We start from the raw sequence: 26996 nt of genomic DNA on the forward strand, positions 1-26996 counted from the left end.
CGTGTCGGGTTCCGCGCCAGAGGACTTCGTGGGCCGGACAACGTCATGGGTCCGGCGGACTTCCAGGTCAGAGCACTTCGAGGTCAGAGCACTTCGAGCGGGTCGAGCTTGACCCGCACCACGTCCGGTTCCTTCCGGGCGCTGCGCACGGCCAGCACGTCGGCCAGCAGCGTGGCCAGCGCGCGGCCCTCCGTCCGGGACACCCGGACCAGGGCGCGTTCCTTGTCCTCCGACAGCGGCACCGGGCCGAGGATCTCGCCCGTCGGCGGCAGGTCGAGCTCCTCCAGGACGCCGGCCAGCGCGTCCGGCGCGCCGTCCACGGTGGCCATCCGCACGGCCGGCGGGAAGCCCAGCTCGGCCCGCGCCGCCAGCTCCTGCCGCGCGTGCCACACCGGATCCCACCGGACCAGGGCCTGGACCGGCGCCAACGACGAGTCCGCGACCACGACCACCCGCCCGGCCGCGTGGACCAGCGCCGCGGCCGTCATCCACCGCCGCAGCGCCTCCTCCGCGGCGCGCAGGTCGGCCCGGCCGAGCAGCGCCCACCCGTCCAGCAGCAGGGCCGCGCCGTAGCCGCCCTCGGTGAACGGCTCCGCGCCCGGCGTGGCCACCACCAGGGACCGGCCGCCCGGCACCTCGGCCAGCACCTCGTCGCCGCCCGACGTGCGGACCGGCACGCCGCTGAACGCGCGCCCCAGCTCCTCGGCCGTGCGGCGGGCGCCGATGACCTGGCCGCGCAGCCGGCGCGAACCGCAGTTCGGGCAGCGGTACGCCGCCTCCGTCGCGCCGCACCACCGGCAGTACGCGGGCCTCGGCACGCCGTCCTGGGTGCCGCCCGGCAGCGCCAACGGGCCCGCGCACCGGCGGCACCGGGCAGGCGACCGGCACTGACCGCAGGCCAGCGCGGGCACGTACCCGCGCCGGGGCACCTGGATCAGCACCGGCGTGTCCGCCGCCAGCGCGGCCCGCGCCGCGTCGAAGGCGATGGACGGCAGCCTGGCCGACCTCGCCGCCGCGTCCTTCACCTCCTGCCACTCGCTCTCGCCCACCGCAGCCACCCTCGGCGCCACGGCCCGCAGCGTGTCGCGGGCCGCGACCACCTCGTGCGCCCAGCCGCTGTCCACCAGCAGCTGCGCCTCCGCGGTCCGGGCGAAGCCCCCGACCAGCAGCGACGCGCCGGTCAGGTGCGAGCGCTGCACGAGCACGTCGCGCACGTTCGGGTAGGGCATCCTCGGCTCGGCGTGCAGGTCGTCGCCGTCGTCCCAGACCGCGACCAGCCCGAGGTCCCGCACCGGCGCGAAGGCCGCGCCACGCGTGCCCAGCACCACCCGCACCGCACCCCGCCGCACGGCCAGCCACCGCTTGTACCGCTCGGACGGCCCGAGGTCGGCCGACAGCGTCACCACGCCCGCCTCGCCCACCAGCGCCGCGCACGCCCGCTGGAGCCGGGCCAGGTCGCGGTGGTCCGGCACGACCACCAGCGCGCCCTTGCCCGTGCTCGCCACCGACGCCGCCGCCTCGGCCAGCCGGGCGGGCCAGTCCTCGGCGGGCAGCGCCTGCCACACCGCCCGCGCGGCCCGGCCGGACCGCAGCGCGTCCAGCAGGTTCGGCCCGAACGGGTAGCGCGCCCACCCCTCGTCCGACGGCGCCCCGGGCACCGGCGCGGGCTCGCCGGAGGGCTTGGCCTCGGCGCGCGCGTGCCGGGGTGGGATCGCCATCCGCAGCACGTCGATCAACGACCCCGCGTACCGGTCCGCGATCGCCCGCGCGAGCTCCGCCACCTCCGGTGACAGCACGGGCTCCGGCGAGATCACCCGGTCCAGGAACGTCAGCTTCCGCCCGTACTCCGACGATTCCGCCCGCTCCAGCAGGTAGCCGTCCACGAGTTGGCCGGCGAACCGCACCCGCACCCGGCAGCCGGGCACGGCGTCCGCGTCCTGCTCGGTCGACACCTGGTAGTCGAACGGCCGGTCGAGGTGCGCCAGCGGCACGTCCACGCACACGCGGGCGACCGGCAGCGAGGCGGCGGGAACCCGCTCGCCGCGCCTGGTCGTCGCCTTGCCCGCCACGGGTGGAGGTCTACCAGAGACCGGGGTGGACGCCCGCAACCCGGGGCCGAACCGCGAACCGTGCAGTCATGACCCCAGTATCGAACAAACGTTCGAGTCAAGCAAGATCACGACCGGGTGATCGTCGACGAGACGCTCTCCCGCCCGTTCTCCAGGTGACCCGCCAGCCTGCGGTGGAACCGGCCGTCCTTCGAGGTGATCGTCACGTCGTACCAGCCGTGCCGGAACGCGGTCAGCCACGGCACCAGCCGCCGCCTGCCCGGCCGCACCGACACCGCGAAGTCCCGCCCGTCCCCCGCCACGGTGAACGTCACGTCCGACGTGCCGAGGTTCACCAACGTGATCGACACCATGCGGCGGTGCGCCGACGACTCGACCGCCACCGACTCGCCCCGAACGCCCGCGAACTCGCGCCGGAACCCGTTCGGCCCGACCACCGTGAACCGGTACCGGCCCTCGAACGGCACCACGACGTCCACCGAGGACCGCACGTCGAAGTGCGCCGGGCCCTCGGACTCGCCCGCGTGCGGGTACAGCGCCAGGTGCACGCTCTCGTGGCCCGAGTTGCGCAGCTCCAGCCGCACCTCGCCGCCGACCGCCGCACCGGAGGCGTCCGGCTGGTACGGCAGCGGGCGGGCGGGCCGCACGCCCGGTTCCTGGCGGTCGACGGGCGGCCCGTGCTCTTGGGCCGTGGGCCGCCGCGCCTGCCGTGCTCGCCGGTTGAAGTCGAACGCCGAGGTCAGGTCGCCGCACGCGGTCCGCCGCCACGGGTCGATCCCCGGCGCCGACACGCCGAGCCACCGTTCCAGGAACCGGATCGTGGACGAGTGGTCGAACAGCTGCGAGTCCACGTACCCGCCGACCGTCCACGGCGACACGACGACCATCGGCACGCGCGGACCCAGCGGCGGCCCGTCGCGCGGTGGGCGCGGCGGCGGCACGTGGTCGAAGTGCCCGTCGGCCTCGTCGTGGGTGATGAACAGCGCGGTCGAGTCCCACACCTCCGGCGTGGACGCCAACGCGTCCAGCACCTGGTAGGTCAGCGAGGCGTGGGGGTGCTCGCAGGCCATGAGGAAGGACACCCGCGGCAGCCGAGCTGACGCCACGTCGGTCCGGAACGCGTCGAGGTCGGAGAACGCCCCGGGCAGCGCTTTGCCCGCGAACCGGGCGAAGGACGGGTCCGGGCGATCGCCCCACCCCCGGTAGACGCGCCATGACGTGGTGGCGGCTTGCAGGCGTTCGGCGTAGTCCGCCCACTGCGCCTCGGCGTGGGGCGTGCCGTGGTAGGCGTCGCAGACCGTGAACGTGTCCGCCAGCTCGTAGTCGAACGGCAGGTCCCGCCGGTCGTGGGCGGTGGCGGTGCGCGCGTCGTCGATCGCGTTGCGGTCGGCTAGGCCGCGCACCCCGCGCAGCGCGCCGTAGCAGTGGTCGAACGACCGGCTCTCCCGCACGAGCAGCACGACGTGCTCTATGGCGGACAACCCGCCTGGCCGGGGCTCCCTGGCCAACGCCTCGTGCACCGACGGCGGCAGCAGCGAGCCTGCCGCCGCGGTGGGCGGCGTGCGACGCGTGGCGGGCATGACCGTGTCTAACGCGCGCCGGTGAACTCAGGAGGTCCTCCGGACCACACCCGTGCGACCCGCGGCGGACATCGGCGCGGAACCGTCAGACTCCGCCGGCCGACCAACCAGGCCGAACTCACCACCGCCGCCACCGTCCTCGCGCAGCGACGACCGAATTGTCGGACCCCGCCGGCAAAATAAAAGCAGGGGTCCCCTGGGCGGGGACCCCTGCGGAGCATCAGGCGGCTGTCAGGCCGCCGGCGACGGCTCGGGCCGTCAGGCGCCCGCGGCGGCGCGGAGGGCGTCGGCGCGGTCCGTGCTCTCCCACGGCAGCTCGACGTCGGTGCGGCCGAAGTGGCCGTACGCGGCGGTCGGGGCGTAGATCGGGCGCAGCAGGTCCAGGTCGCGGATGATCGCGGCCGGGCGGAGGTCGAAGACCTCGCCGATCGCCTGCTGGATCTTGGTCGGGTCGACCGTCTCGGTGCCGAAGGTCTCCACGAACAGACCGACCGGCGCGGCCTTGCCGATGGCGTACGCCACCTGCACCTCGATGCGCGTGGCCAGGCCGGCGGCCACCGCGTTCTTCGCCACCCAGCGCATCGCGTACGCCGCGGACCGGTCCACCTTCGACGGGTCCTTGCCGGAGAACGCGCCGCCGCCGTGGCGGGCCATGCCGCCGTAGGTGTCGACGATGATCTTGCGACCGGTCAGGCCGGCGTCACCCATCGGGCCGCCGATGACGAACCGGCCGGTCGGGTTGACCAGCAGCCGCACGTCGGAGGTGTCCAGGCCGAGCGCGTCGACCTCGGGGGCCACGACGTGCCGGCGGATGTCGACGCCGAGCAGCTTCTCCAGGTCGATGCCGTCCGCGTGCTGCGTGGACACCACGACGGTGTCCAGCCGCACCGGCTGGTCGCCCGCGTACTCGATGGTGACCTGGGTCTTGCCGTCGGGACGCAGGTACGGCACCGTGCCGTCCTTGCGGACCGCGGTCAGCCGCCGCGACAGCCGGTGCGCCAGCGCGATCGGCAGCGGCATCAGCTCGGGGGTGTCGGTGCACGCGTAGCCGAACATGAGGCCCTGGTCGCCCGCGCCCTGCTTGGCGATCTCGTCCTCGGTGCCCTCGACCCGCTTCTCGAACGCGGTGTCCACGCCCTGCGCGATGTCGGGCGACTGCGAGCCGATGGCCACGTTCACGCCGCACGAGTAGCCGTCGAAGCCCTTGGCCGACGAGTCGTAGCCGATCTCGACGATCTTGTCCCGCACGATCGACGGGATGTCGGCGTAGGCCTCGGTGGTGACCTCGCCCGCCACGTGCACCTGGCCGGTGGTGACCATCGTCTCCACCGCGACGCGCGAGCGCGGGTCCTTCGCCAGCAGCGCGTCGAGGATCGAGTCGCTGATGGCGTCGCAGATCTTGTCCGGGTGCCCTTCGGTCACCGACTCACTGGTGAACAGCCTGCTGCTGTGCTGGCTCACGACACTCCCTAACTGTCCGATCTGCGAATGGTCTCAAGCTTACTGAGCGCTCGTGCGCGAAGGGTCCCGTTCGACGGCAGGGGCCACGGCGTCCCACAATGCGGACGCGAGCCGCGCCTTCGAGCCGTGCGGGATCGGGGTCTCCGCGCCGTCGGCGGACAGCAGCCAGCCGGCGTTGTCCTCGACCTCGAACGCGCGCCCGTCGCCGACGGCGTTGACGACGAGCCAGTCGCAGCCCTTGCGCTTGAGCTTCGCGCGACCGTACTCGAGCACGCCGGTCCCGGCGTCCCCGGTCTCGGCCGCGAACCCCACGACGACCTGGCCCGGCCGCCGCGCGGCGACCAGCTCGGCCAGGATGTCCGGGTTGCGGGTGAGCGCGACCGGGTCCGGGTCGCGCTCGGTCTTCTTGATCTTGTGCTGGACCAGGTCGACCGGCCGGAAGTCGGCGACGGCCGCGGCCATGACCACGACGTCGGCGGTGGCGGCGACGGTGTGCATCGCGTCACGCAGCTCCAACGCCGAGCCGACGCGTACGACGTCCACCCCGGCGGGCGCGACCAGGTCCGCGGTGTGCGCGGCGACCAGCGTCACCCGCGCGCCGCGCTGGGCGGCGACCCTGGCCAGCGCGAAGCCCTGCCGGCCGGACGAGCGGTTGCCCAGGAAGCGCACCGGGTCGAGCGGCTCGCGCGTGCCGCCCGCCGACACGGCGACGTGCACGCCCTCCAGGTCGCGCGGCAGCGCGTCGGGGCGCGCCAGCAGCAACCGGGCCAGGTCGACGATCTCGGCGGGCTCGGGCAGCCTGCCCTTGCCGGTGTCCTTGCCGGTCAGCCTGCCGCTGGCGGGTTCGGCGACGACCACGCCGCGCGAGCGCAGCAGCGCCACGTTCGCCCGGGTCGCGGGGTGCTCCCACATCTCGGTGTGCATCGCCGGCACGAGCAGGACGGGGCAGCGCGCGGTCAGCAGCGTGTTGGTGAGCAGGTCGTCGGCCAGGCCGTGGGCGGCCTTCGCGATCAGGTTCGCCGTGGCGGGCGCGACGACGACCAGGTCGGCGTTCTGCCCCAGCTTCACGTGCGGCACCGACGGCACGTCCTCGAACACCCCGGTCTGCACGGGCTGACCGGACAGCGCCTCGAACGTGGCGGCGCCGACGAACTTCAGCGCGCCGTCCGTCGGCACGACGCGCACGGCGTGGCCGGACTCGGTGAGCCGGCGCAGAACCTCGCACGCCTTGTACGCGGCGATGCCCCCGCCCACCCCCAGGATGACGCTGGGGCGGTCGGGGGCGACGGCCTCGGTCACTCGCCCTCGGTGTGCTCGAGGAGACCCGCGTGGATCTCCCGGAGCGCGATCGACAGCGGCTTCTCGCGCGGGCCCGGCTCGACCAGCGGGCCGACGTACTCGAGCAGGCCCTCGCCGAGCTGCGCGTAGTAGTCGTTGATCTGGCGCGCGCGCTTGGCGGCGTAGATCACCAGCGCGTACTTCGAGCTGACCTGCTCCAGGAGGTCGTCGATCGGGGGGTTGGTGATGCCCTCCGGAGTACCCGAGAGCGGGCCCAGCTCGGTGTGCGTGGTCACTCGTCAACGCTCCTGCGGTTCAGGGGTGGGTCTGTGTCGTCATCGTGTCGAGACAACCGTCCCGTGCCTCGCGACGCGCGTGCTCACGCGTCGGGCACCGGGCCGACCACCAAGTTTAGCAAGCTCGCGGCGGCCGACTTCACGTCGTCGTTCACCACGACCTCGTCGAACTCCGGCTCGGCCGCCAGTTCCTCCCTGGCGATCTCCAGCCGGCGGGCCACGACGGCGGGGTCCTCGGTGCCGCGGCCGGTGAGCCGGCCGACCAGGTCCTCCCACGACGGCGGGGCCAGCATGACCAGCTGGGCCTCCGGCATCGCGACCCGGACCTGCCGGGCGCCCTGCAACTCGATCTCCAGCAGGGACGGCGTGCCGGCCGCCAAGGCCCGCTGGACCGGCTCCTTGGGCGTGCCGTAGCAGTTGCCCGCGAACTCGGCGTGCTCCAGGAGCTCGCCCCTGGCGACCATCTCGCGGAACTCGGCGCCGTCGACGAAGTGGTAGTGCACCCCGTCGACCTCGCCCGGCCTCGGCTTCCGCGTGGTCACCGAGACGCTGAAGTGGATCTCCGGTCCCATCCGGCGGAGCTCGGCCAGCACGCTGGACTTGCCCACGCCGGACGGGCCGGACAGAACGGTGAGGCGGGGCCGGGCGCGTGCGCCCGACCCCACCCCGGTGCCATCACTCACTCGCCGCTGAACTCGGTGAGCAGCGCCTTGCGCTGCCGCTCACCCAGGCCGCGCAGCCGACGGGACGGAGCGATCTCAAGGCGCTCCATGATCTGCTGCGCACGCACCTTGCCGACGCCCGGAAGCGCCTCGAGCAGCGCGGACACCTTCATCTTGCCAAGGACCTCGTCGCTCTCGGCGGCCTTCAGCACGTCGGTCAGGTTCGTGCCGCCACGCTTGAGGCGCTCCTTGAGCTCAGCCCGAGTGCGACGAGCGGCAGCAGCCTTCTCCAGCGCTGCGGCCCGCTGCTCCTCGGTAAGCTGGGGAAGGGCCACGATTTCCTCCGTGGTGTGGGAATTTCAATTCTGGATCGGTGCCGCGACCGTACCGAGCGCAATTGCCTGGGTACAACGTGGGTCCCAGTCAGGTGAATCTTTCAGCGCTGGAGTGGTTGCGGCGGGTGGTAGTAGTACCAACACCCACCAACAAGCCCATCACCGCCACCGGTAACGCCTTGCGCACGCCGTGTGTGGTATGCGCTCGATGGGTGATGGACCCGTCGGTGGCCAGGACCGTACCAGGGAACGTTTGCGCAGGTGAGCGGACCACGTGAAGCGTGTCGCGATTTGATCGTGATCACATCTCCAGGGAGCGCCGCACGGCGTCCGCCGCCGACCGCAACTTTGCGGCTTCGGGGCCGTGCCTGAGCACGTCCCGCGAGGACGTCGGGAGCACCCCGCGCAGCTCCGCGCCGAAGACCGCACGGAGGTCCGCGACCGTGGCGCCCTGCGCCCCGAAACCCGGCGCGAGGACGTATCCGTGCAGGTCAGAGAGGTCCAGTTGGTGATCGCCGACGGTCGCGCCGACCACCAGGCCGACGTCGCCGAGTGGTTCGAGACCGGCGTTCGCGCGGGCCGCCGAGTCCACGATCGACTGCGCCACGGAACGCCCGTCGGGGCCCACCGCGCGCTGCACGGAGGCCCCCTCCGGATTCGAAGTCAACGCGAGCACGAATATTCCGCGACCGCTCGCGGCGGCGGCTTCCAGCGCCGGGTCGAGCGATCCGAAGCCGAGGTACGGCGACGCGGTGACCGCGTCGCCGGCCAACGGGGAGCCCTCGGTGAGGTACGCCGCGGCGTACGCGGCCATGGTGGAGCCGATGTCGCCGCGCTTCGCGTCCACCAGCACCAGCGTGCCGGTGTCCCTGAGGTCCGCCACGACGCGTTCCAGCACCGCCACGCCCCGTGACCCGTGCGCTTCGAAGAAGGCCGCCTGCGGCTTCACCAGGGCCACGTGGCCGCCGAACGCCTCCACGCACGTCAGCGCGAACCGCTCCAGCCCCGCGGCGTCCTGGGAGAGGCCCCAGGACGCCAGCAGGCCGGGGTGCGGGTCGATACCCACGCACAGGGGGCCGTGGTCGGCGACGGCCTTGGCCATGCGAGCACCGAACCGCTGGGTCTCCCCCATCACGCGTCCCCCCTGAGGGCCGCCTGGAGGGCCTGGAGGGGCCGTACGCCGATGTCGCCGCGGATGGCCGCCTCGATGCCGTGCACGGCCGCCGCCGCGCCCTGGATCGTGGTCACGCACGGGATGTCCTTGGCCACGGCCGCGGTGCGGATCTCGTAGCCGTCGACGCGCGGCCCGTTGTTGCCGTACGGGGTGTTGATGATCATGTCGACGGTGCCCGCGAGGATGGCGTCGACGATGTTGTCGGCGCCCTCGAAGTGCTTGCGCACGATCGTGCAGGGGATGCCGTTGCGGCGCAGCACCTCGGCCGTCCCGGCGGTGGCCAGCACCTCGAAGCCCAGGTCGGCGAGCCTCTTGACCGGGAAGATCATGGCCCGCTTGTCCCGGTTGGCCACCGACACGAACACCCGGCCCGACGTGGGCAGGGAGCCGTAGGAGGCGGTCTGGGACTTGGCGTAGGCCATGCCGAACGACACGTCGATGCCCATGACCTCGCCGGTCGACTTCATCTCCGGGCCGAGCAGCGAGTCGACGCCCTTGCCCTCCGGCGTGCGGAACCGGTGGAACGGGAGCACGGCCTCCTTGACCGCGACCGGGGCGTGCGGCGGCAGCTTCGCGCCGTCGCCGGTCTTGGGCAGCATCCCCTCGGCCCGCAGCTGGGCCACGGTGGCGCCGAGCATGATCCGGGCCGCGGCCTTGGCCAGCGGCACGGCCGTGGCCTTGGAGACGAACGGCACGGTGCGCGAGGCGCGCGGGTTGGCCTCCAGGACGTACAGCACGTCGTCCTTCAGCGCGTACTGCACGTTGAGCAGGCCGCGCACGCCGATGCCCTCGGCGATGGCCAGCGTGGACCGCCGGACCGCCTCGACGTCGGACTCGCCGAGCGTGATCGGGGGCAGGGCGCACGCCGAGTCGCCGGAGTGCACGCCGGCTTCCTCGATGTGTTCCATCACACCCCCGATGAACACCTCGTTGCCGTCGTAGAGGGCGTCCACGTCGATCTCGATGGCGTCGTCGAGGAACCGGTCGACCAGCACCGGGTGCTCCGGGCTGACCTCGGTGGCGCGCTGGATGTAGCCCTGGAGGGTCTCCTCGTCGTAGACGATCTCCATGCCGCGACCGCCGAGCACGTACGAGGGCCGCACCAGCACCGGGTAGCCGATCTCGTCGGCGATGGCCTTGGCCTGCGCGAACGAGGTGGCCATGCCGTACTTCGGCGCGGGCAGCCCGGCGTCGGCGAGGACCTGGCCGAACGCGCCGCGCTCCTCGGCGAGGTGGATGGCGTGCGGCGGGGTGCCCACGACCGGCACGCCCGCGTCCGCGAGCCGCTGCGCGAGGCCCAGCGGGGTCTGGCCGCCGAGCTGGACGATGACGCCCACGACCGTGCCGGAGCGCTGCTCGGAGTGGAACACCTCCAGCACGTCCTCGAACGTCAGCGGCTCGAAGTACAGCCGGTCCGAGGTGTCGTAGTCGGTGGAGACCGTCTCCGGGTTGCAGTTGACCATCACGGTCTCGTACCCGGCCTCGCGCAGCGCCATGGCCGCGTGCACGCACGAGTAGTCGAACTCGATGCCCTGCCCGATCCGGTTCGGGCCCGAGCCGAGGATCAGCACCTTCGGCTTGTCCGGCTGCCCGGTCACCTCGGTCTCGGCGTCGGGGTCCAGCTCGTAGGCCGAGTAGTGGTAGGGCGTCTTGGCGGCGAACTCGGCGGCGCACGTGTCGACCGTCTTGAACACCGGCCGCACCGCCAGCCGGTGGCGCAGCGAGCGGACGCCGTCCTCGCCGGCCAGCTCCGGGCGCAGCGCGGCGACCTGCCGGTCCGACAGGCCCGCCCGCTTGGCCTTGCGCAGCAGGCGCTCGTCCAGCACGGGCGCGTCCTCGATCTCGGCGCGCAGGTCGACCAGCCAGGCGAGCTGCTCGATGAACCACGGGTCGATCCGCGACGCCTCGTGCACCTGCTCGATCGTGGCGCCGAGGCGCAGCGCGCGGTCCACCGTGTACAGGCGGCCGTCGTGGCCACGGCGCAGGGCGTCCAGAGTGGACTCCAGCGACTCGGCCGGGTCGCCGGGGTCGGGCACCGTCCAGAAGCCGCCGGCCTTGGTCTCCATGGAGCGCAACGCCTTGCCGAGCGCCTCGATGAAGCTGCGGCCGATGGACATGGCCTCGCCGACCGACTTCATGGTCGTGGTGAGCGTGCTGTCCGCGCCCGGGAACTTCTCGAACGCGAACCTCGGCACCTTCACCACGACGTAGTCCAGCGTCGGTTCGAAACTGGCCGGCGTTTCCCCGGTGATGTCGTTCTGGATCTCGTCCAGCGTGTAGCCGATGGCGAGTTTCGCGGCGATCTTGGCGATCGGGAAACCGGTCGCTTTCGACGCCAAAGCCGACGAACGGGACACGCGCGGGTTCATTTCGATGACGACCATGCGGCCGTTGCCGGGGTGGATGGCGAACTGGATGTTGCAGCCGCCGGTGTCCACCCCGACCTCGCGGATGACCGCGATGCCGACGTCGCGCATGTGCTGGTACTCGCGGTCGGTGAGCGTCATCGCCGGCGCCACGGTCACCGAGTCGCCGGTGTGCACGCCCATCGGGTCGATGTTCTCGATGGAGCAGACGACGACCACGTTGTCGTTGCGGTCGCGCATCAGCTCGAGCTCGTACTCCTTCCAGCCGAGCACGCTCTCCTCGATCAGCACCTCGGTGACCGGGGACTCGGCCAGGCCGCTCGCGGCCAGCCGCTCCAGCTCCTCGTGGGTGTGCGCCATGCCCGAGCCGAGGCCGCCCATGGTGAACGACGGCCGGATCACGACCGGCAGGCCCAGGTCGGCCACGGTCGCGCGGACGTCCTCCATGGTCTTGCAGACCGCGCTGCGCGGCACGTCCGCGCCGATCTTGCGGACCAGGTCCTTGAAGATCTGCCGGTCCTCGCCGCGCTCGATGGCGTCGATGTCCGCGCCGATCAGCTCGACGTTGTACTTCTCCAGCACGCCGCGCTCGTGCAGCGCGATGGCGGTGTTCAGCGCGGTCTGGCCGCCCAGCGTGGCCAGGATCGCGTCCGGCCGCTCGGCCGCGATGACCTTCTCCACGAACTCCGGCGTGATCGGCTCGACGTAGGTGGCGTCGGCGAACTCCGGGTCCGTCATGATCGTCGCCGGGTTGGAGTTGACGAGGGAGACCCGCAGGCCCTCCTCGCGCAGCACCCGGCACGCCTGGGTGCCGGAGTAGTCGAACTCGCAGGCCTGGCCGATGACGATCGGTCCGGAGCCGATGACCAGCACGTGCTTGAGATCAGTCCTCTTCGGCATGGTCAGCGGCCCTCGCTCATCATCGTCACGAACTCGTCGAACAGCGGGGCGGCGTCGTGCGGACCCGCCGCCGCCTCCGGGTGGTACTGCACGCTGAACGCGGGCACTTCGAGGGCGCGGACGCCTTCGACCGTGCCGTCGTTGGGGCAGTAGTGGCTCAGCAGCACGCGGCCGAAGTCGGAGTCGAACTCCTCGCCCGGCTCGCCCTCCAGCGCGAACCCGTGGTTCTGCGCGGTGATCGCCACCTTGCCGGTCGCCACGTCGATCACCGGGATGTTGATGCCCCGGTGGCCGTAGCGCATCTTGTAGGTGTCTCGGCCGAGCGCACGGCCGAGGATCTGGTTGCCGAAGCAGATGCCGAACAGCGGGATCCGCCGGTCCAGCACGCCGCGGGTCAGCTCGACCGCGTGCGCCTGGGTCGCCGGGTCGCCGGGGCCGTTGGACAGGAACACGCCGTCCGGCTTGACCGCGACCAGGTCGTCCATGGTCGAGGTGAGCGGCAGGACGTGCACCTCGATGCCGCGGGCGGCCATCATCCGGGGTGTGTTGGACTTGATGCCCAGGTCCAGCGCGGCCACGGTGAAGCGGCGCTCGCCGACGGCCTCGACCACGTACGGCTCGGGCGTGGTCACGTCGCCCGCGAGGTCCGCGCCCACCATGGGTGGCGCGCTGCGGACCCGCTCCAGCATCTCCTCGACGCTGCCGAGGTCGTCACCGGAGAACACGCCCGCGCGCATCGCGCCCTGTTCGCGCAGGTGGCGGGTCAGCATCCGGGTGTCGATGCCCGCGATGCCGACGACGCCCTGGTCGACCAGCGCGTCGTCCAGGCTGCGCGTGGAGCGCCAGTTGGACGGCACGCGGGCCGGGTCGCGCACCACGTAGCCGGAGACCCAGATGCGGCTCGACTCGTCGTCCTCGTCGTTCCAGCCGGTGTTGCCGATCTGCGGCGCCGTCTGCACCACGATCTGGCGGTGGTAGGACGGGTCGGTCAGGGTCTCCTGGTAACCGGTCATGCCGGTGGAGAACACCACCTCGCCGAGGCTCGCGCCGACCGCGCCGTAGGCCTCACCGCGGAACACGCGCCCGTCTTCCAGCACCAGTGCCGCGTTCGTCATGAGTCGCCTCCCAGCGCTTGCACCCACTGCTCGTACACGTCCTTGTCGTCGCCCCGGAACCCGGTGTCGAACACCCGGTCGCCGAGGTGCCAGCGCACGACCAGCAGGCCGTCCGCCGTCATCACCTTGCCCGCGAGGCCGCGCGCCGTGCGGGCCCCGTCCACCCGTTCTACCGGGATCCACAACGCGCTCGCGCCGGTGCGCTCCACCAGCACGCCGTTCTCGGTGAGCTTGAGGGTCGCCTCGGCGCGGTGGCCGATGTCGCCGACCGCGACCCGGTCCTGCCAGTCGTCGCCGATGGTGGTGCCGACGTACACGCCGGTCGTCTCCAGCATCGTCGCGCCGGTCTCGGCGGGCGGCTGCGGGAACTCCGGCAGCACTTCGGCCTGCCGCCGTGCGCGCCGCCGCCAGCCGCGCCACATGCCGTACAGGCACAGCAGGAAGATCGCCAGCACGGCGAGGGAGAGCAACACCCTGGTCATGCGCACACCTCGCTGACGCTCGGCGTGGCAAGACCCATGGTCACTGTGTTGAACGATTCGCTCGCAAGCTCGCTCACGGGAAGATCCTTCCGCCGAGGGCCGTCACGCGCCCGCGCAGCAGGGTCGCCACCACCGCGCCGGGCAGCTCCATGCCCTCGAACGGCGTGTTGGCCGCGATGCTGGCGAACTCCGCGCCCCGCACCGTCCAGGTGGCGTCCGGGTCGACCAGGGTGAGGTTGGCGGGCTCGCCGACCTCGATCGGCCGGCCCTGGTCGGGCAGGCCCGCGATCTCGGCGGGCCGCTCGCTCATCACCCGCGCCACGCCGCGCCAGTCCAGCAGCCCGGTCCTGACCATGGTCTCCACCACGATCGACAGCGCGGTCTGCAGGCCGAGCATGCCGGGCCGGGCGGCGGACCACTCGGTGTCCTTGTCCTGCACGGCGTGCGGCGCGTGGTCGGTGGCCACGCAGTCGATGACGCCCTCGGCCAGCGCCTCGCGCAGCACCCGCGCGTCGGCCGCGGTGCGCAGCGGCGGGTTGACCTTGTTCACCGGGTCGTAGGTCGCCAGCCGTTCGTCGGTCAGCAGCAGGTGGTGCGGCGTGACCTCGGCGGAGACCTCCGTGCCCCGGGCCTTGGCCCACCTGAGCACGTCGGCCGTGCCGGTGGTGGAGACGTGGCACACGTGCAGCCGGGCGCCCGCGTGCAGCGCCAGCAGGCAGTCGCGGGCCACGATCGACTCCTCGGCGGCGGCCGGCCAGCCCGGCAACCCCAGCCGGGACGCCTGCTCGCCCTCGTGCGCCTGCGCGCCCACGGTCAGCCGGGGCTCCTCCGCGTGCTGCGCGACGACCACGTCCAACGCCTTGCTGTACTCCAGGGCGCGTCGCATGATCAGCGGGTCGTGCACGCAGTGGCCGTCGTCGGAGAACACCCGGACGCCCGCCTTGGCCATCGTGCCCAGCTCGGCGAGCTTCACGCCCTCCAGGCCGACGGTGACCGCGCCGACCGGGTGCACGTCGACCAGGCCGACCTCGCGGCCACGCCGGGCGACGTGCTGGACGACGACCTCGTTGTCCGCGACCGGGCTCGTGTTGGCCATGGCGAACACCGCCGTGTAGCCGCCCAGCGCGGCGGCGGCCGAGCCGGTGGCGATGGTCTCGGTGTCCTCGCGGCCGGGTTCGCGCAGGTGGGTGTGCAGGTCGACGAAGCCGGGCAGCAGGACCGCGCCGTTTCCCTCGACCACGTCCGCGTCCTCGGTGACCTCCCCGATGGCCGCGATCACGCCGTCGCGGATCAGCACGTCAACCGGGTCACCTTCGCCGTACGGTCGTACTCCCTTGAGGATCAAGGGGCTCACGCGGTTTCCTCCTCGTGGGCGAGCAAGTGGTAGAGGACGGCCATGCGCACGTGCACGCCGTTGCGCACCTGGTCGGTGATGGCGGCGCGGGGCGAGTCGGCGACCGCCGAGGCGATCTCCATGCCGCGCAGCATCGGACCGGGGTGCAGCACGACCGCGTGCTCGGGCAGCAGCTTCAGCCGCCGCTCGCTCAGGCCGTAGGCGATCGAGTACTCGCGGGCCGACGGGAAGAAGCCGCCGTGCATCCGCTCGGCCTGGACCCTGAGCAGCATGACCGCGTCGAGGCTGGGCAGCTCGGCGTCCAGCTCGTGCGAGACGGTGACCGGCCAGTTCGCCACCCCGACCGGCAGCAGGGTCGGCGGCGCGACGAGCGTCACGTCGGCGCCCAGCGCGGTGAGCAGGTGCACGTTGGACCGGGCGACCCGGCTGTGCAGCACGTCGCCGACGATGGCGATCCGGCGGTCGCGCAGGTCGCCGAGCCGTTCCCGCAGGGTGGCGGCGTCGAGCAGGGCCTGGGTGGGGTGCTCGTGCATGCCGTCGCCGGCGTTGACCACCGACGTGCCCGCCTCGCGCAGCCAGCCCGCCAGCCGGTGCGCCGCGCCGGACGCCGGGTGCCGCACGATGACGCAGTCCGCGCCGGCCGCGGCCAGGGTCAGCGCGGTGTCGCGCAGCGACTCGCCCTTGCCCACGCTGGAACCCGACGACGAGACGTTCACCACATCCGCGCTCATCCACTTGCCCGCGATCTCGAAGCTGACGCGCGTGCGGGTGGAGTTCTCGTAGAACATCGTGATGACCGTGCGACCGCGCAGCGTCGGCAGTTTGCGCACTTCACGGCCTTCGAGGGCCTGCTTGAGGTTCGCCGCGGTGTCCAGGATGGCGGTCGCCTGCGCCGGGTCGATGCCCTCGGTGGTGAGCAGGTGCTTCACCGCAGCACCACCCCGTCGCGCTGGTCGAACTCCTCCAGCAGCACGTGGACCTCCTCGGTGCGGGCCGTGGGCACGTTCTTGCCCACGTAGTCCGCGCGGATCGGCAGCTCGCGGTGGCCCCGGTCGACCAGCACGGCCAGCTGCACGGCGCGCGGGCGGCCGTGGTCGCGCAGGGCGTCGAGCGCGGCACGGATCGTGCGACCGGAGAACAGCACGTCGTCCACCAGGACCACGAGCTTGTCGTCGACGCCGCCCTCGGGCAGCTTGGTCGCCTCCAGCGGGCGGGTGGGCCCTCGGCGCAGGTCGTCCCGGTAGAGGGTCACGTCCAGCGTGCCGGTGGGCACCTCGACGCCCGAGAACTCGGCGATCCGCACGGCCAGCCGGCGGGCCAGCGGCGCTCCCCGGCTCGGAATCCCCATCAGGACTACCGCGGGTGCGCTCGGTGCATCAAGGGCGGTCTTCTCGATGATCTGATGGGCCATTCGGGCGACGGTGCGCGCGACGTCACCGGCCGACAGGAGCTCTCGCTCCCCGGCCGGGTCCGTCGCGCCACGTTGACGTGGCGCCACGGTTGGACCTCCTTCCCCGCCTCGCTGGACGGGTCCTTAAAGGACGTCGGACACCCGGCTGCGACCGGGCTGACCAGCACCGTATCAGGCGAGCGCGGTCAATCTTCCGGGTGGTGTGCGTGGTCTCGCCCACCTGTCCCAACGAGATCAGCTTGACCTGGTGACCACGGAGAGCAATCATTACTCTGCGTATTGATCTAAGCCTCCCCGCGGCAGTCCCCTACCGGCTGACGGGGCGAATGAACGGAGAACCGCCACATGGGCGACTACGCCAAGGCGCTGGGGGCAAAGCTCCGCGCGATCCGCCAGCAGCAGGGCTTGTCTTTGCACGGCGTCGAGCAGAAGTCCGGCGGTCGCTGGAAGGCCGTGGTCGTCGGCTCGTACGAGCGCGGCGACCGCGCCGTGACCGTGCAGAAGCTCGCCGAGCTGGCCGACTTCTACGGCGTCCCGGTGGCCGAGCTGCTGCCGGAAGGTCGGGTGCCGTCCGGCGCGGAACCCGCCACGAAGATCGTCATCAACCTGGAACGGCTGCAACAGCTGCCGGCGGAGAAGGTCGGGCCGCTCGCGCGGTACGCGGCCACCATCCAGAGCCAGCGCGGCGACTACAACGGCAAGGTGCTGTCCATCCGGACCGAGGACCTGCGCTCGCTGGCGATCATCTACGACATGACGCCCGGCGAGCTGACCGAGCAGCTCATCGACTGGGGCGTGCTGCCTCCCGAGGCCCGTCCGGCCAAGGAAGACTGAGCACGCGGAAAAGGGCCACCCGGCGGCTCGCCAACGGGTGGCCCTTCCGGCCTGCGGCCTGCTCGGCGGCAGGCGGTGTGACTGGAGCGCCGCGTGGGGCTAGAGCACGGCCCGGAGCTGGTCGGCGATGACCGCGATCCGGCCGAGCACGCCGTTGACGAACCGCGGCGAGTCGTCCGTGGACAGGCCCTTGGCCAGCTCGACCGCCTCGTCGATCGCGACCGCGTCCGGCACGTCGGCGGCCCAGAGCAGCTCGTAGAGCCCGATCCGCAGCACCGCGCGGTCGACCGCCGGCATGCGCTGAAGCGTCCAGCCCTCCGCGTGCTCGGAGATCAGGTCGTCGATGCGCGCGCGGTGCGCCGTGACGCCTTCCACCAGGACGATCGTGTAGTCGTTCACCGGTGGCACGTCCGTCGAACCGACCCGGTCCGCGAGCAGCGTGACCGGGTCGGTGCCCCGCAGGTCGGCCTCGTAGAGGACGTCCAGCGCGCGTTTGCGGGCCTTGCTCCGTGCGCCCATCTCAGCCGTTCACGCGGCCCAGGTAACGGCCGTCGCGGGTGTCGACCTTGATCTTCTCGCCGGTCGTGACGAACAGCGGCACCTGGATCTCCGCGCCCGTCTCCAGCGTGGCGGGCTTGGTGCCGCCGGTGGAGCGGTCGCCCTGCAGGCCCGGGTCGGTGTGCTGGATCACGAGCTCGACCGAGGTCGGGAGCTCGATGTAGAGCGCGACGCCCTCGTGCATGGCGACGACCGCTTCCTGGTTCTCCAGCATGTAGTTCGCCGCGTCGCCGACCGTCTCGGCCGGGATGCTGATCTGGTCGTAGGTGTCGCCGTCCATGAAGACGAAGTCGGCGCCGTCCTTGTACAGGTAGGTCATGCCGCGCTTGTCGACGGTGGCCGTCTCGACCTTGGTGCCCGCGTTGAAGGTCTTGTCCACGACCTTGCCGGACAGGACGTGCTTCAACGTGGTGCGCACGAAGGCGCCGCCCTTGCCCGGCTTCACGTGCTGGAACGCGGTGACGGTCCACAGCTGGCCGTCGAGGTTCAGCACCAGGCCGTTCTTCAGGTCGTTGGTGGTGGCCACGGTGGTGGGCTCTCCTGTTGCGTGAGTGGAGGACGACGTCGGCTCGGCCGACGAATCCGATTCCAGGCGATCCGACTTCAGATGACCACGAGCTCCTTCGTGGTCAGGGTGAGGAGCTCCGGGGCGCCTTCGCGCACCACGAGCGTGTCCTCGATGCGGACACCACCCTTCCCGGCCAGGTACACACCGGGCTCGACGGTGACCGCCATACCGGGCAGAAGTGTACCGTCACCCGCCTTCGACAGCGCTGGAGCCTCGTGGATCTGCAGGCCGACGCCGTGGCCGAGGCCGTGCACGAACTCGTCGCCGTGCCCGGCCTCCTCGATCACGCCGCGCGCCGCCGCGTCCACGTCCGCGAACGACGTGCCCACCGCGAGCGCGGCCCGGCCCGCCGCCTGCGAGGCCGCGACCAGTTGGTACAGCTCGCGCTGCCAGTCCGCGGCCCGGCCGACGACCAGGGTGCGGGTCATGTCGGAGTGGTAGCCGTCGACCAGCGCGCCGAAGTCCAGCTTCACGAAGTCGCCGTCGCGAACCAGGGCGTCGGTCGGTCGGTGGTGCGGCACGGCCGAGTTCGCGCCCGTCGCCACGATCGACTCGAACGCGCGCCCGGCCGCGCCGTGGTCGAGCATGCGGCTCTCCAGCTCGCGGGCGATCTCCTTCTCGCTGCGGCCGGGCCGCAGGCCGCCGTGCTCGATGAGACCGGCCAGCGCCCGGTCGGCCGCCGCGCACGCCATCCGCAGGGCCTCGACCTCGGCGTCGTCCTTGACCAGCCGCAGTCGTTCGACCAGGTCGGCGGCGGGCGCCAGCTCGGTGCCGGCGGCCGCGGCCGTGAGCTGGTCCAGGCCGTCGACGGTCACGTGGCGGCTCTCGAAGCCGACCCGGCCCGCGCCCTCCTTCGCCGCCCGTTCGACCAGCACCGCGTCGCACGGCCGGTCGATGACCCGCTCCAGGTCCGGCACCTGCGCGGCGGCCTGGGTGAGGTACCGGCCGTCGGTGCAGAACACCGTCGCGTCCTCGGAGTCGGCGTGCACGAGCAGCGCCGCGTTCGAGCCCGTGAACCCGGTGAGGTAGCGGACGTTGAGCAGGTTCGTCACCAGCAGCGCGTCCAGCTCCCGGTCCCGGAGCGTGGCGCGCAGGGCGGCGCGGCGAGTGGAGTGCGGCATGTCAGCAGCGTAAGGCCCGGTGGACCACCTCACCGTGCCACTCGATCGGGTGAACCGTGCTGAATCGTGCGACAGTCGTGTGACGGACAGTGCGGGCCCGGTGGGTGCTATGACGGGCTGCCGGTCCGACTTAGGGTGGGACGCATGCGAGCGTGGCTGGTCCGAGGGTTCTGGCTGGGTCTGTTCCACGGCGGGGTGCAGACCGGCACCTCGGCGGTCAACGTCCACAGCCCCGAGGCCGCCTCGTCCATCCGGTACATCGCGATCGGGCTGGTGGTCGTGATCGGGGTGCTGTGGGGCGCGTTGGACGCGTGGCGGCAACTCGAGGGGCGCGGCATGGTGTGGTTCCTCGCGGCGCTGGTGGCCGGGCCACTGGCCGGGATCGCGGGGGTGGCCGGGCGGTCGCTGGTGGACCAGACGGGCCTGGAATCGCTCGGGCCGGCGCTGACCGGCGGCGCGGCGTTCACCGCGTTGCTGGTGATGGCGACGGCGGCGGTCGGGATGGGCATCGGCGGCGCCCTGCCCCAGCCGGACGGCTCGCGGCAGGCGGACGGGCCGCGGTAGCCCGGCGGGGTTGCGTCAGCGGCGCAGTTCGCCCGCCTCCTCGTACGACTCCCACTCCTTCTTCGTGACCGACGTGAGCTGCGACGAGTTCAGCGTGACGATCTCGAGCGCGGCCTCGCCCGCGCCGAGCGCCCACAGCCGGTCCTTCACCAGCAGCCCGATCCGGCCGTCGGGCGCGCGCACCGCCTTCGCGCCGGCCGGGATCTCCGCCGCGACGGGCAGGTCGTCCACGCCCGGCGGACGGCGGTCGAGCACCTTGGTGGCGAGCCGGTCGGTCACCGAACGGCGCTCCAGCCGCACCACCTCGCCGTCCAGCACGAGATCCGTGGTGTTCGCGGGCGACGGCACGGCGTAACCGCGCAGCAACGCCGCCGAGTCCTCGTCCGCGCAGCCCGGCACGTTCGCGAGGTCGAGCCCGAACTGGCTGAGGTCGGTCGGCGCGGCCGCCGCGCCGTCCAGGGTCGCGCGGACCACGTCCACCGCGATCCGGCCGCACGGGTCGTCGGCGGTCACCGGCGCGTGCCCGAGGGGTGTGCGGACCAGGCCGGGGCCCTCTCGCCAAGGGCCGGGGATGTGCACCTGGGGGTGCGGGTTCGCGGTGAACTCCTTGTTCCAGAACGTCAACGTCGTGCCGTGCTCGGTCTCGTGGGCGATGACGAACGCGCGCAGCGCGGCGACGTACATCCAGTCGGCGCTGAACGCGTCGACCACCGAGCGGGTCCGCTTCGAACGCGTGTCGGGCACCTGCTGGAAGCCGGCCGGCCCGAGCGCCTGCACGCCGGAGGCGAACGTCGGGTCCTTGGACCGCAGCACGAACTGACCCGCGCCGTTCCACCCGGCCGCCTCACCGGTCGTGTCGGTGAACATGAGGTGGAACCAGCCGTCGACGACCAGCACCGACGGTTGGCCGGCGCCGTAGGTGTTGTCCCTGGTCTTGTCGTAGGACGGGCTCACGATCGGCTTGCCGCCCGCGGCGCGCGTCCACGAGATGCCGTCCGGGCTGGTGGCGACGCCGATGGCGTTGCCGTTGGCGTGATCGCCCGCCGCGCCCGTGTAGTAGAGGTAGTAGGTGTCGCCGAGCCTGATCACCGACGGGTCGCAGGTGTGCACGCCGTCGAAGCCCGTGACGCTGCCGGACAGCACCGGCACGGCCGGTGTGCCGTTGGGCGCGGCGAAGGGGCCGGCCGCCGAGGGGCTCTCCGCGTAGAGCAGGTCGTCGCCGGGCGGTGCGGCGACCATGAGCTGGCTGCACCACCACATGCGGTGCCGGCCGCCCTCCAGCAGGATCGTCGGCCCGTAGTTGTACGGCGCGTCGCCGCCGTGCGCGACCACGCCACCGCTCTGCCTGCCGCGGTCGGCGGCCAGGGGCACCGGCTCCGACTTCGGTTTCGGCTTTGGTTTTGGCGGCTCCGCGGCCGAGCTGGACGTGGGCGCGGCGCTGCTCGGGGCGGGTGCCGACGCCGGGTCGGCGGCGCTCGGGGCGCAGGCCGTCACCAGCACGACGGTCATCGCGGACCCGAGGAGCCTCACCGCTCCCGCATCGGACCTGGACATGGCGGGGCCGATCTCCACTTCTGCCGGCGTTCTGACACCGGGGCCACTGGCAGCACACCCGGTTCCGGTCCAGTGTAGAGATCCACTCCGTCTGTCGAGTGTCAACCGGACGAGGCCACGAGCTCCACTTCGAAGCCGTCCGTGTTCTCCAGATAGGCGGCGTAGTGATTGGGACCACCCGCGTGGGGATATCTGTCCGCGAACAACGGCGACCAACCGTGTCCGGTCGCCGCGCCGGCCAACCGATCGACCTCCTGCCGCCCGCCGACGTGGAACGCCAAGTGGTTCAACCCCGTGCCGAGCCGGTGGTGCGCATCCAGGGCGGGCGACTGCTCCACCACGAGGTAGGTGGGGCCGAGGCGCCAGCTCACCCCTGCCGGCCAGCGCTGGTACTCGACCCAGCCGAGCTCGCCGAGCAGCCAGCCGATGCTGTGCTCGGCACGGGCCAGGTCGGGCACCCACAGCTCGACGTGGTGCAAGTCCCCCGCCGCCATCCGCCCTCCCTCATCGCATGCTCATCACACGTCCTCGGCACACGTCTTCGGCGCACAATGATCACCCGAAAGTGGCACCGGCTCCGGGGATGAACGGTAAGCCCGGATTTGTTGCCGGAAAAAAGAAGGTGTGGCGCCCCGGCCCCCTGTGTCTGCGGCGGGCTTGGTCCGCGACGGGCTTGGCTCGGGGTGTCCGCGTCGGCTTGGTCCTCCGGGGTCTGCGGCGGCTGGCGGCTGGTGCGCGGCTGACGCGGGGTGTGCGCTTGTGATCCCGCCCAGCGGTGACGCGGGGTGTGCGTGGGCCTGACGCGCGGCAGCGTGCGTCGGCCGCGCGGTTGCGTGCGTCGGCGCGACGCGGATGGCTAGGCAGGTCGAAGGCTGGGCGCTGGGGGTCAGCTGGGCGGGTCAGAGGCCGCCGCTGGGCAGGCTCAGAGCAGGATGCTGCCGCCCGACTTCGGCTCGGCCGCGACCGCGGAGTAGGCCGCCGCGATGAGCGCCGGGTCCGGTCCCTCCAGCCGACCGGGCTTGGCCAGGCCGTCGAGCACCACGAACCGCAGCACGCCCGAGCGGGTCTTCTTGTCCGACCGCATGCCCTCCAGGAGCTGGCCGAGCGCGTCCGGGTCGTAGCCGGTCGGCAGGCCGAGCGAGGTGAGGATCGAGCGGTGGCGGTCGGCGGTGGCGTCGTCCAGCCTGCCCGCCAGGCGGGCCAGTTCGGCGGCGAACACCAGGCCGACGCTGACCGCCGCGCCGTGCCGCCAGCGGTAGCGCTCGCGGCGTTCGATGGCGTGCGCGAGGGTGTGGCCGTAGTTCAGGATCTCGCGCAGGTCCGATTCGCGCAGGTCGGTCGAGACGACGTCGGCCTTGACCTGGATCTTGCGGCGGACCAGCTCCTCGATCACGTCGCCGGACGGGTCGAGCGCGGCCTCCGGGTCGGCCTCGATCAGGTCGAGGATCACCGGGTCGGCGATGAAACCGCCCTTGACCACCTCGGCCATGCCGGCGACGAGTTCGTTGCGGGGCAACGTCTCCAGCGTGGTCAGGTCGACCAGGACGGCGTCCGGCTCGTAGAACGTGCCGACGAGGTTCTTGCCGGCGTCGGTGTTGATGCCGGTCTTGCCGCCGACCGCGGCGTCCACCATGGCCAGCAACGTGGTCGGCACGTGGACCAGCTTCACGCCGCGCATCCAGGTGGAGGCGACGAACCCGGCCAGGTCGGTCACCGCGCCGCCGCCGAGGCTGACCACGACGTCCGTGCGGCCGAGGCCGATGCGGCCGAACACGTCCCAGCAGTACCCGGCGACCCGCAGGTCCTTGCCGTCCTCGGCGTCGGGGACCTCGACGCGGTGCGCGTCGATCCCGGCGGCCTCCAGCTCGCCGCGCACCGCCTCGGCGGTCTCGGCCAGCGTCGGCGTGTGGACGATCGCCGCCCGCGCCGTGCCCTTCAAAGTCTCGACCAGGTCGCCGAGCAGGCCGCGGCCCACCACCACGTCGTACGGTCGTTCCGCGGCCACGCGGATCCGCACCGGCTCGCCCATCACCACTCCCCTCGTCGGGTCACCATTCGACCACGTCCGCTCCCAGCGCGTTCCCGCCCCACACCCCGGCGAGCACCTCGGCCTGGTCCTTGATCGCACGCCGCGCCGTGCCCCTGACCTCCGGCCAGCCGGTGACCTGGAACGTCACCGTGCGGCCGCGGAACTCGTGCCGCCACGCGCCCGCCACCCGACCGTGCAGCACGAGCGCGCCGGGGCTGCCCACGGGCCGCCAGACCCGCTTGGCCACGTCCGGGTCGGCGACCAGGTGACGCGGGCCGAGCAGGTAGGGGTCGCGCGGGAACAGCAGCAGGCCGGCGGGCGGGTCGGGCGCTTCGGCGACGTCCTCGTGCGCCAGCAGCCGCGTGCCGTCGACCCGGAGCGGGCGCAGGTCGGGCCAGCGGTCCTGCGGGCCGGCGCCGAGCCACTTCTCGGCGTCGGCCTTGGCGAACGGGCCGACGAGCCGCGCGTAGTCGCGCAGCAGGGTCGGCTCACCTGGCTCTTCGACATCGGGTTTCACGGTTGGCCGGCGGAAGACGAGCTGCTTGCCGAGGTGGTCCAGCTCGATGCCCGCGAGGAGCGTGCCGAGGCGGAACACGTTCTCGATGACGTGGTCGACCCGGCAGGTCGGGCAGTGCGGGGTCACGACGGCGGGCAGCAGCGGGCTGATCGCCGCGGACAGCTCGCCCTTGGTGGCCGTCTCGCCGGGGAACTCGCGGTGCAGGAGGTCGACGACCAGGTCGACGTGCTCCAGGTCGGGCGTCGGGTGCGCGCCGCACCACGCCGCCAGCTGCCGCGGGGTCCGCGGTCGGAGTTGGCGGCGCAGCGCGGGCAGGTCCTCGCGGCGGTGCAGGTGCGGCGCGCCGCGCAGGCTCAGCACGCGGACCAGGTCGTCGGTGGGTTCGCGGCGACCTCGCACGCCCAGCGCCGCCGCGCCCGTCTTGGGCGGGCTGTCCACCACGCCCAGGGGCAGCACCGCCTCGGGGTCGTCGCCGTGCAGGCCCTGCACCGCGGCGCGGTGCGCGAGGACCTGCGCCCCGGTCAGGTCCACTCAGGTCCCTTGCGCCGGCTCCGTCGGGCGGAGCACCGCGTCGACCACCTGCTCAGGGGTGAGGTCGTCGGTGGTCACCTCGATCGTGGCGACTTCCCGGTACAGCGGCAGGCGCGCGTCCAGCAGGGACTTGAAGGTCGCGCGCGGGTTCACGCCCGCGAGCAGCGGGCGGGCGCTGGACATGCCGGTGCGCCGGACGCCCTCGGCCATGCCGACGTTCAGGAAGACGACGGTGTGCCCGGCGAGCCGGCCGCGGGTGGTCGCGGACAGCACCGCGCCGCCGCCCAGCGCCAGCACGCCGTCGTGGGTCTTCAGCCCCTCGGCGACGGCTTCTTCCTCCATCGCGCGGAACGCGGGCTCGCCGTCGTCGGTGAAGATGTCGGAGATCGGCTTGCCGGCGGTGGCGACGATGTCGTCGTCGGTGTCGCGGAAGGCGAGGCCGAGGCGTTCGGCGAGGAGCAGGCCGACCGTCGTCTTCCCGGCTCCGGGTGGGCCGAGGACGACGAAGCGGGGGCTCACAGACCCTCCCAGCGGGCTTCCAACGCCTCCAGGTAGGAGGCGACGTTGCGCTTGGTCTCGGCGATCGAGTCGCCGCCGAACTTCTCCAGCGCCGTCTCGGCCAGCACGAGCGCCACCACGGACTCCAGCACCACGCCCGCGCGCGGCACCGCGCACACGTCCGAGCGCTGGTGGATCGCCACGGCGGGTTCTCCGGTTCGGACGTCCACGGTGGACAGCGCGCGGGGCACCGTCGAGATCGGCTTCATGGCGACGCGGACGCGCAGCGGCTCGCCGTTGGTGATGCCGCCCTCCAGCCCGCCCGCCCGGTTGGAGCGCCGCGTGACGCCCTTCGGTCCCGGGCCGCGGTCGATCTCGTCGTGCGCCTCGCTGCCCCAGCGCTCGGCCGTGGTGAAACCGTCGCCGATCTCCACGCCCTTCATCGCCTGCACGCCCATCAGCGCGCCGGCCAGCCGCGCGTCGAGGCGCCGGTCCCAGTGGACGTGCGAGCCGAGGCCCGGCGGCAGGCCGTAGACGATGACCTCGATCACGCCGCCGACCGTGTCGCCCGCCTCCTTCACCGCCTCGACCTCGGCGACCATCGCCTCGGTGCCCCGCGGGTCGAAGGCACGGACAGGGCTCGCGTCGACGGCGGCCAGGTCGTCCGGGCCGGGCACGGGCGCGTCGGCCGGGGTCTTCGCCTTGCCGATGGAGACGACGTGGCTGATCACGTCCGCGTCGAAGACCTGCTTGAGGAAGTGGCGGGCGACCGTGCCGAGGGCGGTGCGGGCGGCGGTCTCCCGGGCGCTGGCGCGTTCCAGCACGGGGCGGGCCTCGTCGAAGCCGAACTTCTGCATGCCGGGCAGGTCGGCGTGGCCGGGGCGTGGCCTGGTCAGCGCCTCGTTGCGGCCGGTCGGCTTGAGCTCGGACGGGTCGACCGGGTCGGCGGACATCACCTTCTGCCACTTGGGCCACTCGGTGTTCCCGATCCGGACCGCGACCGGGCCGCCCTGCGTGAGGCCGTGGCGGACACCGCCGAGGATCTCGACCTCGTCCGCCTCGAAGCCCATGCGCGGGCTCCGGCCGAAGCCGAGGCGGCGGCGCTCCAGTTGAGCGGTCAGGTCGGCAGTGGTGACCTCGACCCCGGCGACCATGCCTTCCAGCACGGCGACGAGGGCCGGTCCATGGGACTCCCCAGCGGTGATCCAGCGCAGCACGCCGCGAATCCTTCCACAGCGGCGGCAGGAGCCTGGGCGCAGGTCAGCGCAGGTCTCCGCGGTCCCGCCAGGTGGACGGCCCAGCCGGTCGCCACCGTGGCCCGCAGCGCTCCGGTCCACGCGTCCGCCTCGGTGTCGAACGACAGCCCAGACGAGTCGCTCAGGTCGAGTCGACCAGGTTCAGTCAGTCAGGTCGGCTCGGTCGGTCGGCTCGGTCGGTCGGCTCGGCGAGCCTGTCAAGCACAACGGCCAGCTCCCACGCCGGTGAAGCGGTGCCGGTGCGGCGGTCAGTCGGTGGGCGGAGTGCCCGGTGAGGCGAAAGCGTTGACCACCACGCCGCCGGTCAGCAGGTGGTCGGGCTGGGTCGGCGGTCGGGCTGGGCTGAGGTCGGCGGGCAGGCTGGGTCGGCGCGGGCGGGGTGGGTCGGCGCGGGTGGGGTGGGTCGCGAGTGGGGCGGGTCGGCCCGCATCCCGGAGTGCAGCGAGTTCGGTTTCTTGGTCGGCCCCTGCGGCTCGGTGAGCG

At 72.6% G+C, this 26996-nt stretch carries 25 protein-coding genes; 2 read left to right on the top strand and 23 right to left on the bottom strand.

The window, feature by feature from the left end; translation table 11 throughout:
• Positions 1–83 precede the first annotated feature (83 nt).
• The 14 genes from LNK82_RS23685 to pyrR form a co-directional block, all read right to left on the bottom strand.
• A complete protein-coding gene (locus LNK82_RS23685) occupies positions 84–2069 on the bottom strand; it encodes a primosomal protein N' (RefSeq protein WP_230569188.1) in 1986 nt (661 codons plus the stop codon).
• Between the two features lie 107 nt (positions 2070–2176).
• Positions 2177–3649, bottom strand: a complete 1473-nt coding sequence (locus tag LNK82_RS23690) for an alkaline phosphatase family protein (RefSeq protein ID WP_230569189.1) — start codon at positions 3647–3649, stop codon at positions 2177–2179.
• 258 nt (positions 3650–3907) lie between these two features.
• On the bottom strand, positions 3908–5110 hold the full coding sequence (metK, locus tag LNK82_RS23695) for a methionine adenosyltransferase (RefSeq protein WP_230569190.1): 1203 nt from the start codon (positions 5108–5110) through the stop codon (positions 3908–3910).
• 39 nt (positions 5111–5149) lie between these two features.
• On the bottom strand, positions 5150–6409 hold the full coding sequence (coaBC, locus tag LNK82_RS23700; protein WP_230569191.1) for a bifunctional phosphopantothenoylcysteine decarboxylase/phosphopantothenate--cysteine ligase CoaBC: 1260 nt from the start codon (positions 6407–6409) through the stop codon (positions 5150–5152).
• Entirely contained in the window at positions 6406–6684 is a 279-nt protein-coding gene (gene rpoZ, locus LNK82_RS23705) for a DNA-directed RNA polymerase subunit omega (RefSeq protein ID WP_053721631.1), read from the bottom strand. The genes coaBC and rpoZ overlap by 4 nt, the downstream gene beginning before the upstream one ends.
• An 83-nt stretch (positions 6685–6767) precedes the next feature.
• The gene (gmk, locus tag LNK82_RS23710) at positions 6768–7367 is read right to left on the bottom strand and encodes a guanylate kinase (protein ID WP_230569192.1); all 600 of its coding nucleotides are present in this window, start codon (positions 7365–7367) and stop codon (positions 6768–6770) included.
• Positions 7364–7681 carry an integration host factor, actinobacterial type gene (gene mihF, locus LNK82_RS23715; protein WP_077005726.1) on the bottom strand — a complete coding sequence of 106 codons (318 nt, stop codon included), beginning with the start codon at positions 7679–7681 and terminating at the stop codon, positions 7364–7366. Before mihF ends, gmk begins: the two co-directional genes overlap by 4 nt.
• Positions 7682–7982: 301 nt before the next feature.
• Positions 7983–8813: an orotidine-5'-phosphate decarboxylase gene (gene pyrF / locus LNK82_RS23720; RefSeq protein ID WP_230569193.1), complete on the bottom strand. Its 831-nt coding sequence runs from the start codon at positions 8811–8813 to the stop codon at positions 7983–7985.
• Positions 8813–12121: a carbamoyl-phosphate synthase large subunit gene (gene carB / locus LNK82_RS23725; protein ID WP_230569194.1), complete on the bottom strand. Its 3309-nt coding sequence runs from the start codon at positions 12119–12121 to the stop codon at positions 8813–8815. The genes pyrF and carB overlap by 1 nt, the downstream gene beginning before the upstream one ends.
• A 2-nt stretch (positions 12122–12123) precedes the next feature.
• Entirely contained in the window at positions 12124–13236 is a 1113-nt protein-coding gene (gene carA, locus LNK82_RS23730; RefSeq protein ID WP_230569195.1) for a glutamine-hydrolyzing carbamoyl-phosphate synthase small subunit, read from the bottom strand.
• Positions 13233–13718, bottom strand: a complete 486-nt coding sequence (locus tag LNK82_RS23735; RefSeq protein ID WP_230569196.1) for a PH-like domain-containing protein — start codon at positions 13716–13718, stop codon at positions 13233–13235. Before LNK82_RS23735 ends, carA begins: the two co-directional genes overlap by 4 nt.
• 73 nt (positions 13719–13791) lie before the next feature.
• Positions 13792–15072, bottom strand: a complete 1281-nt coding sequence (locus LNK82_RS23740) for a dihydroorotase (RefSeq protein ID WP_230569197.1) — start codon at positions 15070–15072, stop codon at positions 13792–13794.
• A complete protein-coding gene (locus tag LNK82_RS23745) occupies positions 15069–16001 on the bottom strand; it encodes an aspartate carbamoyltransferase catalytic subunit (RefSeq protein ID WP_230569198.1) in 933 nt (310 codons plus the stop codon). Before LNK82_RS23745 ends, LNK82_RS23740 begins: the two co-directional genes overlap by 4 nt.
• On the bottom strand, positions 15998–16570 hold the full coding sequence (gene pyrR / locus LNK82_RS23750; protein WP_308257257.1) for a bifunctional pyr operon transcriptional regulator/uracil phosphoribosyltransferase PyrR: 573 nt from the start codon (positions 16568–16570) through the stop codon (positions 15998–16000). Before pyrR ends, LNK82_RS23745 begins: the two co-directional genes overlap by 4 nt.
• Positions 16571–16828: 258 nt before the next feature.
• Between pyrR and bldD the strand changes: the two genes are divergently transcribed.
• Positions 16829–17317: a transcriptional regulator BldD gene (bldD, locus tag LNK82_RS23755; protein ID WP_015103676.1), complete on the top strand. Its 489-nt coding sequence runs from the start codon at positions 16829–16831 to the stop codon at positions 17315–17317.
• 99 nt (positions 17318–17416) lie between these two features.
• Here bldD and nusB read toward each other — a convergent pair whose 3' ends face one another.
• The 3 genes from nusB to LNK82_RS23770 all read right to left on the bottom strand — a co-directional run bounded on the left by nusB (position 17417) and on the right by LNK82_RS23770 (position 19564).
• The gene (nusB, locus tag LNK82_RS23760) at positions 17417–17836 is read right to left on the bottom strand and encodes a transcription antitermination factor NusB (protein ID WP_230569200.1); all 420 of its coding nucleotides are present in this window, start codon (positions 17834–17836) and stop codon (positions 17417–17419) included.
• Position 17837: 1 nt separating this feature from the next.
• Positions 17838–18401 (bottom strand): elongation factor P, encoded by a 564-nt coding sequence (efp, locus tag LNK82_RS23765; RefSeq protein WP_230569201.1) that lies wholly within the window; start codon positions 18399–18401, stop codon positions 17838–17840.
• Between the two features lie 77 nt (positions 18402–18478).
• Positions 18479–19564 carry a M24 family metallopeptidase gene (locus tag LNK82_RS23770; RefSeq protein ID WP_230569202.1) on the bottom strand — a complete coding sequence of 362 codons (1086 nt, stop codon included), beginning with the start codon at positions 19562–19564 and terminating at the stop codon, positions 18479–18481.
• A 144-nt stretch (positions 19565–19708) separates the two neighbouring features.
• On the opposite strand from LNK82_RS23770, the gene LNK82_RS23775 reads away from it, so the two are divergent.
• Positions 19709–20128 carry a B-4DMT family transporter gene (locus LNK82_RS23775; protein WP_230569203.1) on the top strand — a complete coding sequence of 140 codons (420 nt, stop codon included), beginning with the start codon at positions 19709–19711 and terminating at the stop codon, positions 20126–20128.
• A gap of 15 nt (positions 20129–20143) precedes the next feature.
• On the opposite strand, the gene LNK82_RS23780 is transcribed toward LNK82_RS23775, so the two are convergent.
• The 6 genes from LNK82_RS23780 to aroC all read right to left on the bottom strand — a co-directional run bounded on the left by LNK82_RS23780 (position 20144) and on the right by aroC (position 26474).
• The gene (locus LNK82_RS23780; protein WP_230569204.1) at positions 20144–21682 is read right to left on the bottom strand and encodes a glycoside hydrolase family protein; all 1539 of its coding nucleotides are present in this window, start codon (positions 21680–21682) and stop codon (positions 20144–20146) included.
• 101 nt (positions 21683–21783) lie between these two features.
• A complete protein-coding gene (locus tag LNK82_RS23785) occupies positions 21784–22176 on the bottom strand; it encodes a VOC family protein (RefSeq protein ID WP_230569205.1) in 393 nt (130 codons plus the stop codon).
• Positions 22177–22604: 428 nt separating this feature from the next.
• Positions 22605–23711 carry a 3-dehydroquinate synthase gene (gene aroB, locus LNK82_RS23790; protein WP_230569206.1) on the bottom strand — a complete coding sequence of 369 codons (1107 nt, stop codon included), beginning with the start codon at positions 23709–23711 and terminating at the stop codon, positions 22605–22607.
• Between the two features lie 19 nt (positions 23712–23730).
• Complete coding sequence (locus tag LNK82_RS23795) at positions 23731–24759, bottom strand: DNA glycosylase AlkZ-like family protein (RefSeq protein WP_230569207.1); 1029 nt, start codon at positions 24757–24759, stop codon at positions 23731–23733.
• Positions 24760–25278: a shikimate kinase gene (locus LNK82_RS23800; RefSeq protein WP_230569208.1), complete on the bottom strand. Its 519-nt coding sequence runs from the start codon at positions 25276–25278 to the stop codon at positions 24760–24762. It abuts the gene before it with no gap.
• A complete protein-coding gene (gene aroC, locus LNK82_RS23805; RefSeq protein ID WP_230569209.1) occupies positions 25275–26474 on the bottom strand; it encodes a chorismate synthase in 1200 nt (399 codons plus the stop codon). Before aroC ends, LNK82_RS23800 begins: the two co-directional genes overlap by 4 nt.
• Between the last annotated feature and the right edge of the window lie 522 nt (positions 26475–26996).

Origin of the sequence: Saccharothrix luteola (genome assembly GCF_020859565.1) — a bacterium.
In the GTDB taxonomy this organism is placed as follows: Bacteria; Actinomycetota; Actinomycetes; order Mycobacteriales; family Pseudonocardiaceae; genus Actinosynnema; species Actinosynnema luteola.

Coding starts and splice junctions, on each gene's coding strand:
- LNK82_RS23690 (WP_230569189.1), bottom strand. CDS start 3,649: ATGCCCGCCACGCGTCGCACGCCGCCCACCGCGGCGGCAGGCTCGCTG.
- pyrF (WP_230569193.1), bottom strand. CDS start 8,813: ATGGGGGAGACCCAGCGGTTCGGTGCTCGCATGGCCAAGGCCGTCGCC.
- carB (WP_230569194.1), bottom strand. CDS start 12,121: ATGCCGAAGAGGACTGATCTCAAGCACGTGCTGGTCATCGGCTCCGGA.
- carA (WP_230569195.1), bottom strand. CDS start 13,236: ATGACGAACGCGGCACTGGTGCTGGAAGACGGGCGCGTGTTCCGCGGT.
- LNK82_RS23735 (WP_230569196.1), bottom strand. CDS start 13,718: ATGACCAGGGTGTTGCTCTCCCTCGCCGTGCTGGCGATCTTCCTGCTG.
- bldD (WP_015103676.1), top strand. CDS start 16,829: ATGGGCGACTACGCCAAGGCGCTGGGGGCAAAGCTCCGCGCGATCCGC.
- nusB (WP_230569200.1), bottom strand. CDS start 17,836: ATGGGCGCACGGAGCAAGGCCCGCAAACGCGCGCTGGACGTCCTCTAC.
- LNK82_RS23770 (WP_230569202.1), bottom strand. CDS start 19,564: ATGCCGCACTCCACTCGCCGCGCCGCCCTGCGCGCCACGCTCCGGGAC.
- LNK82_RS23775 (WP_230569203.1), top strand. CDS start 19,709: ATGCGAGCGTGGCTGGTCCGAGGGTTCTGGCTGGGTCTGTTCCACGGC.
- LNK82_RS23780 (WP_230569204.1), bottom strand. CDS start 21,682: ATGTCCAGGTCCGATGCGGGAGCGGTGAGGCTCCTCGGGTCCGCGATG.
- LNK82_RS23785 (WP_230569205.1), bottom strand. CDS start 22,176: ATGGCGGCGGGGGACTTGCACCACGTCGAGCTGTGGGTGCCCGACCTG.
- aroB (WP_230569206.1), bottom strand. CDS start 23,711: ATGGGCGAGCCGGTGCGGATCCGCGTGGCCGCGGAACGACCGTACGAC.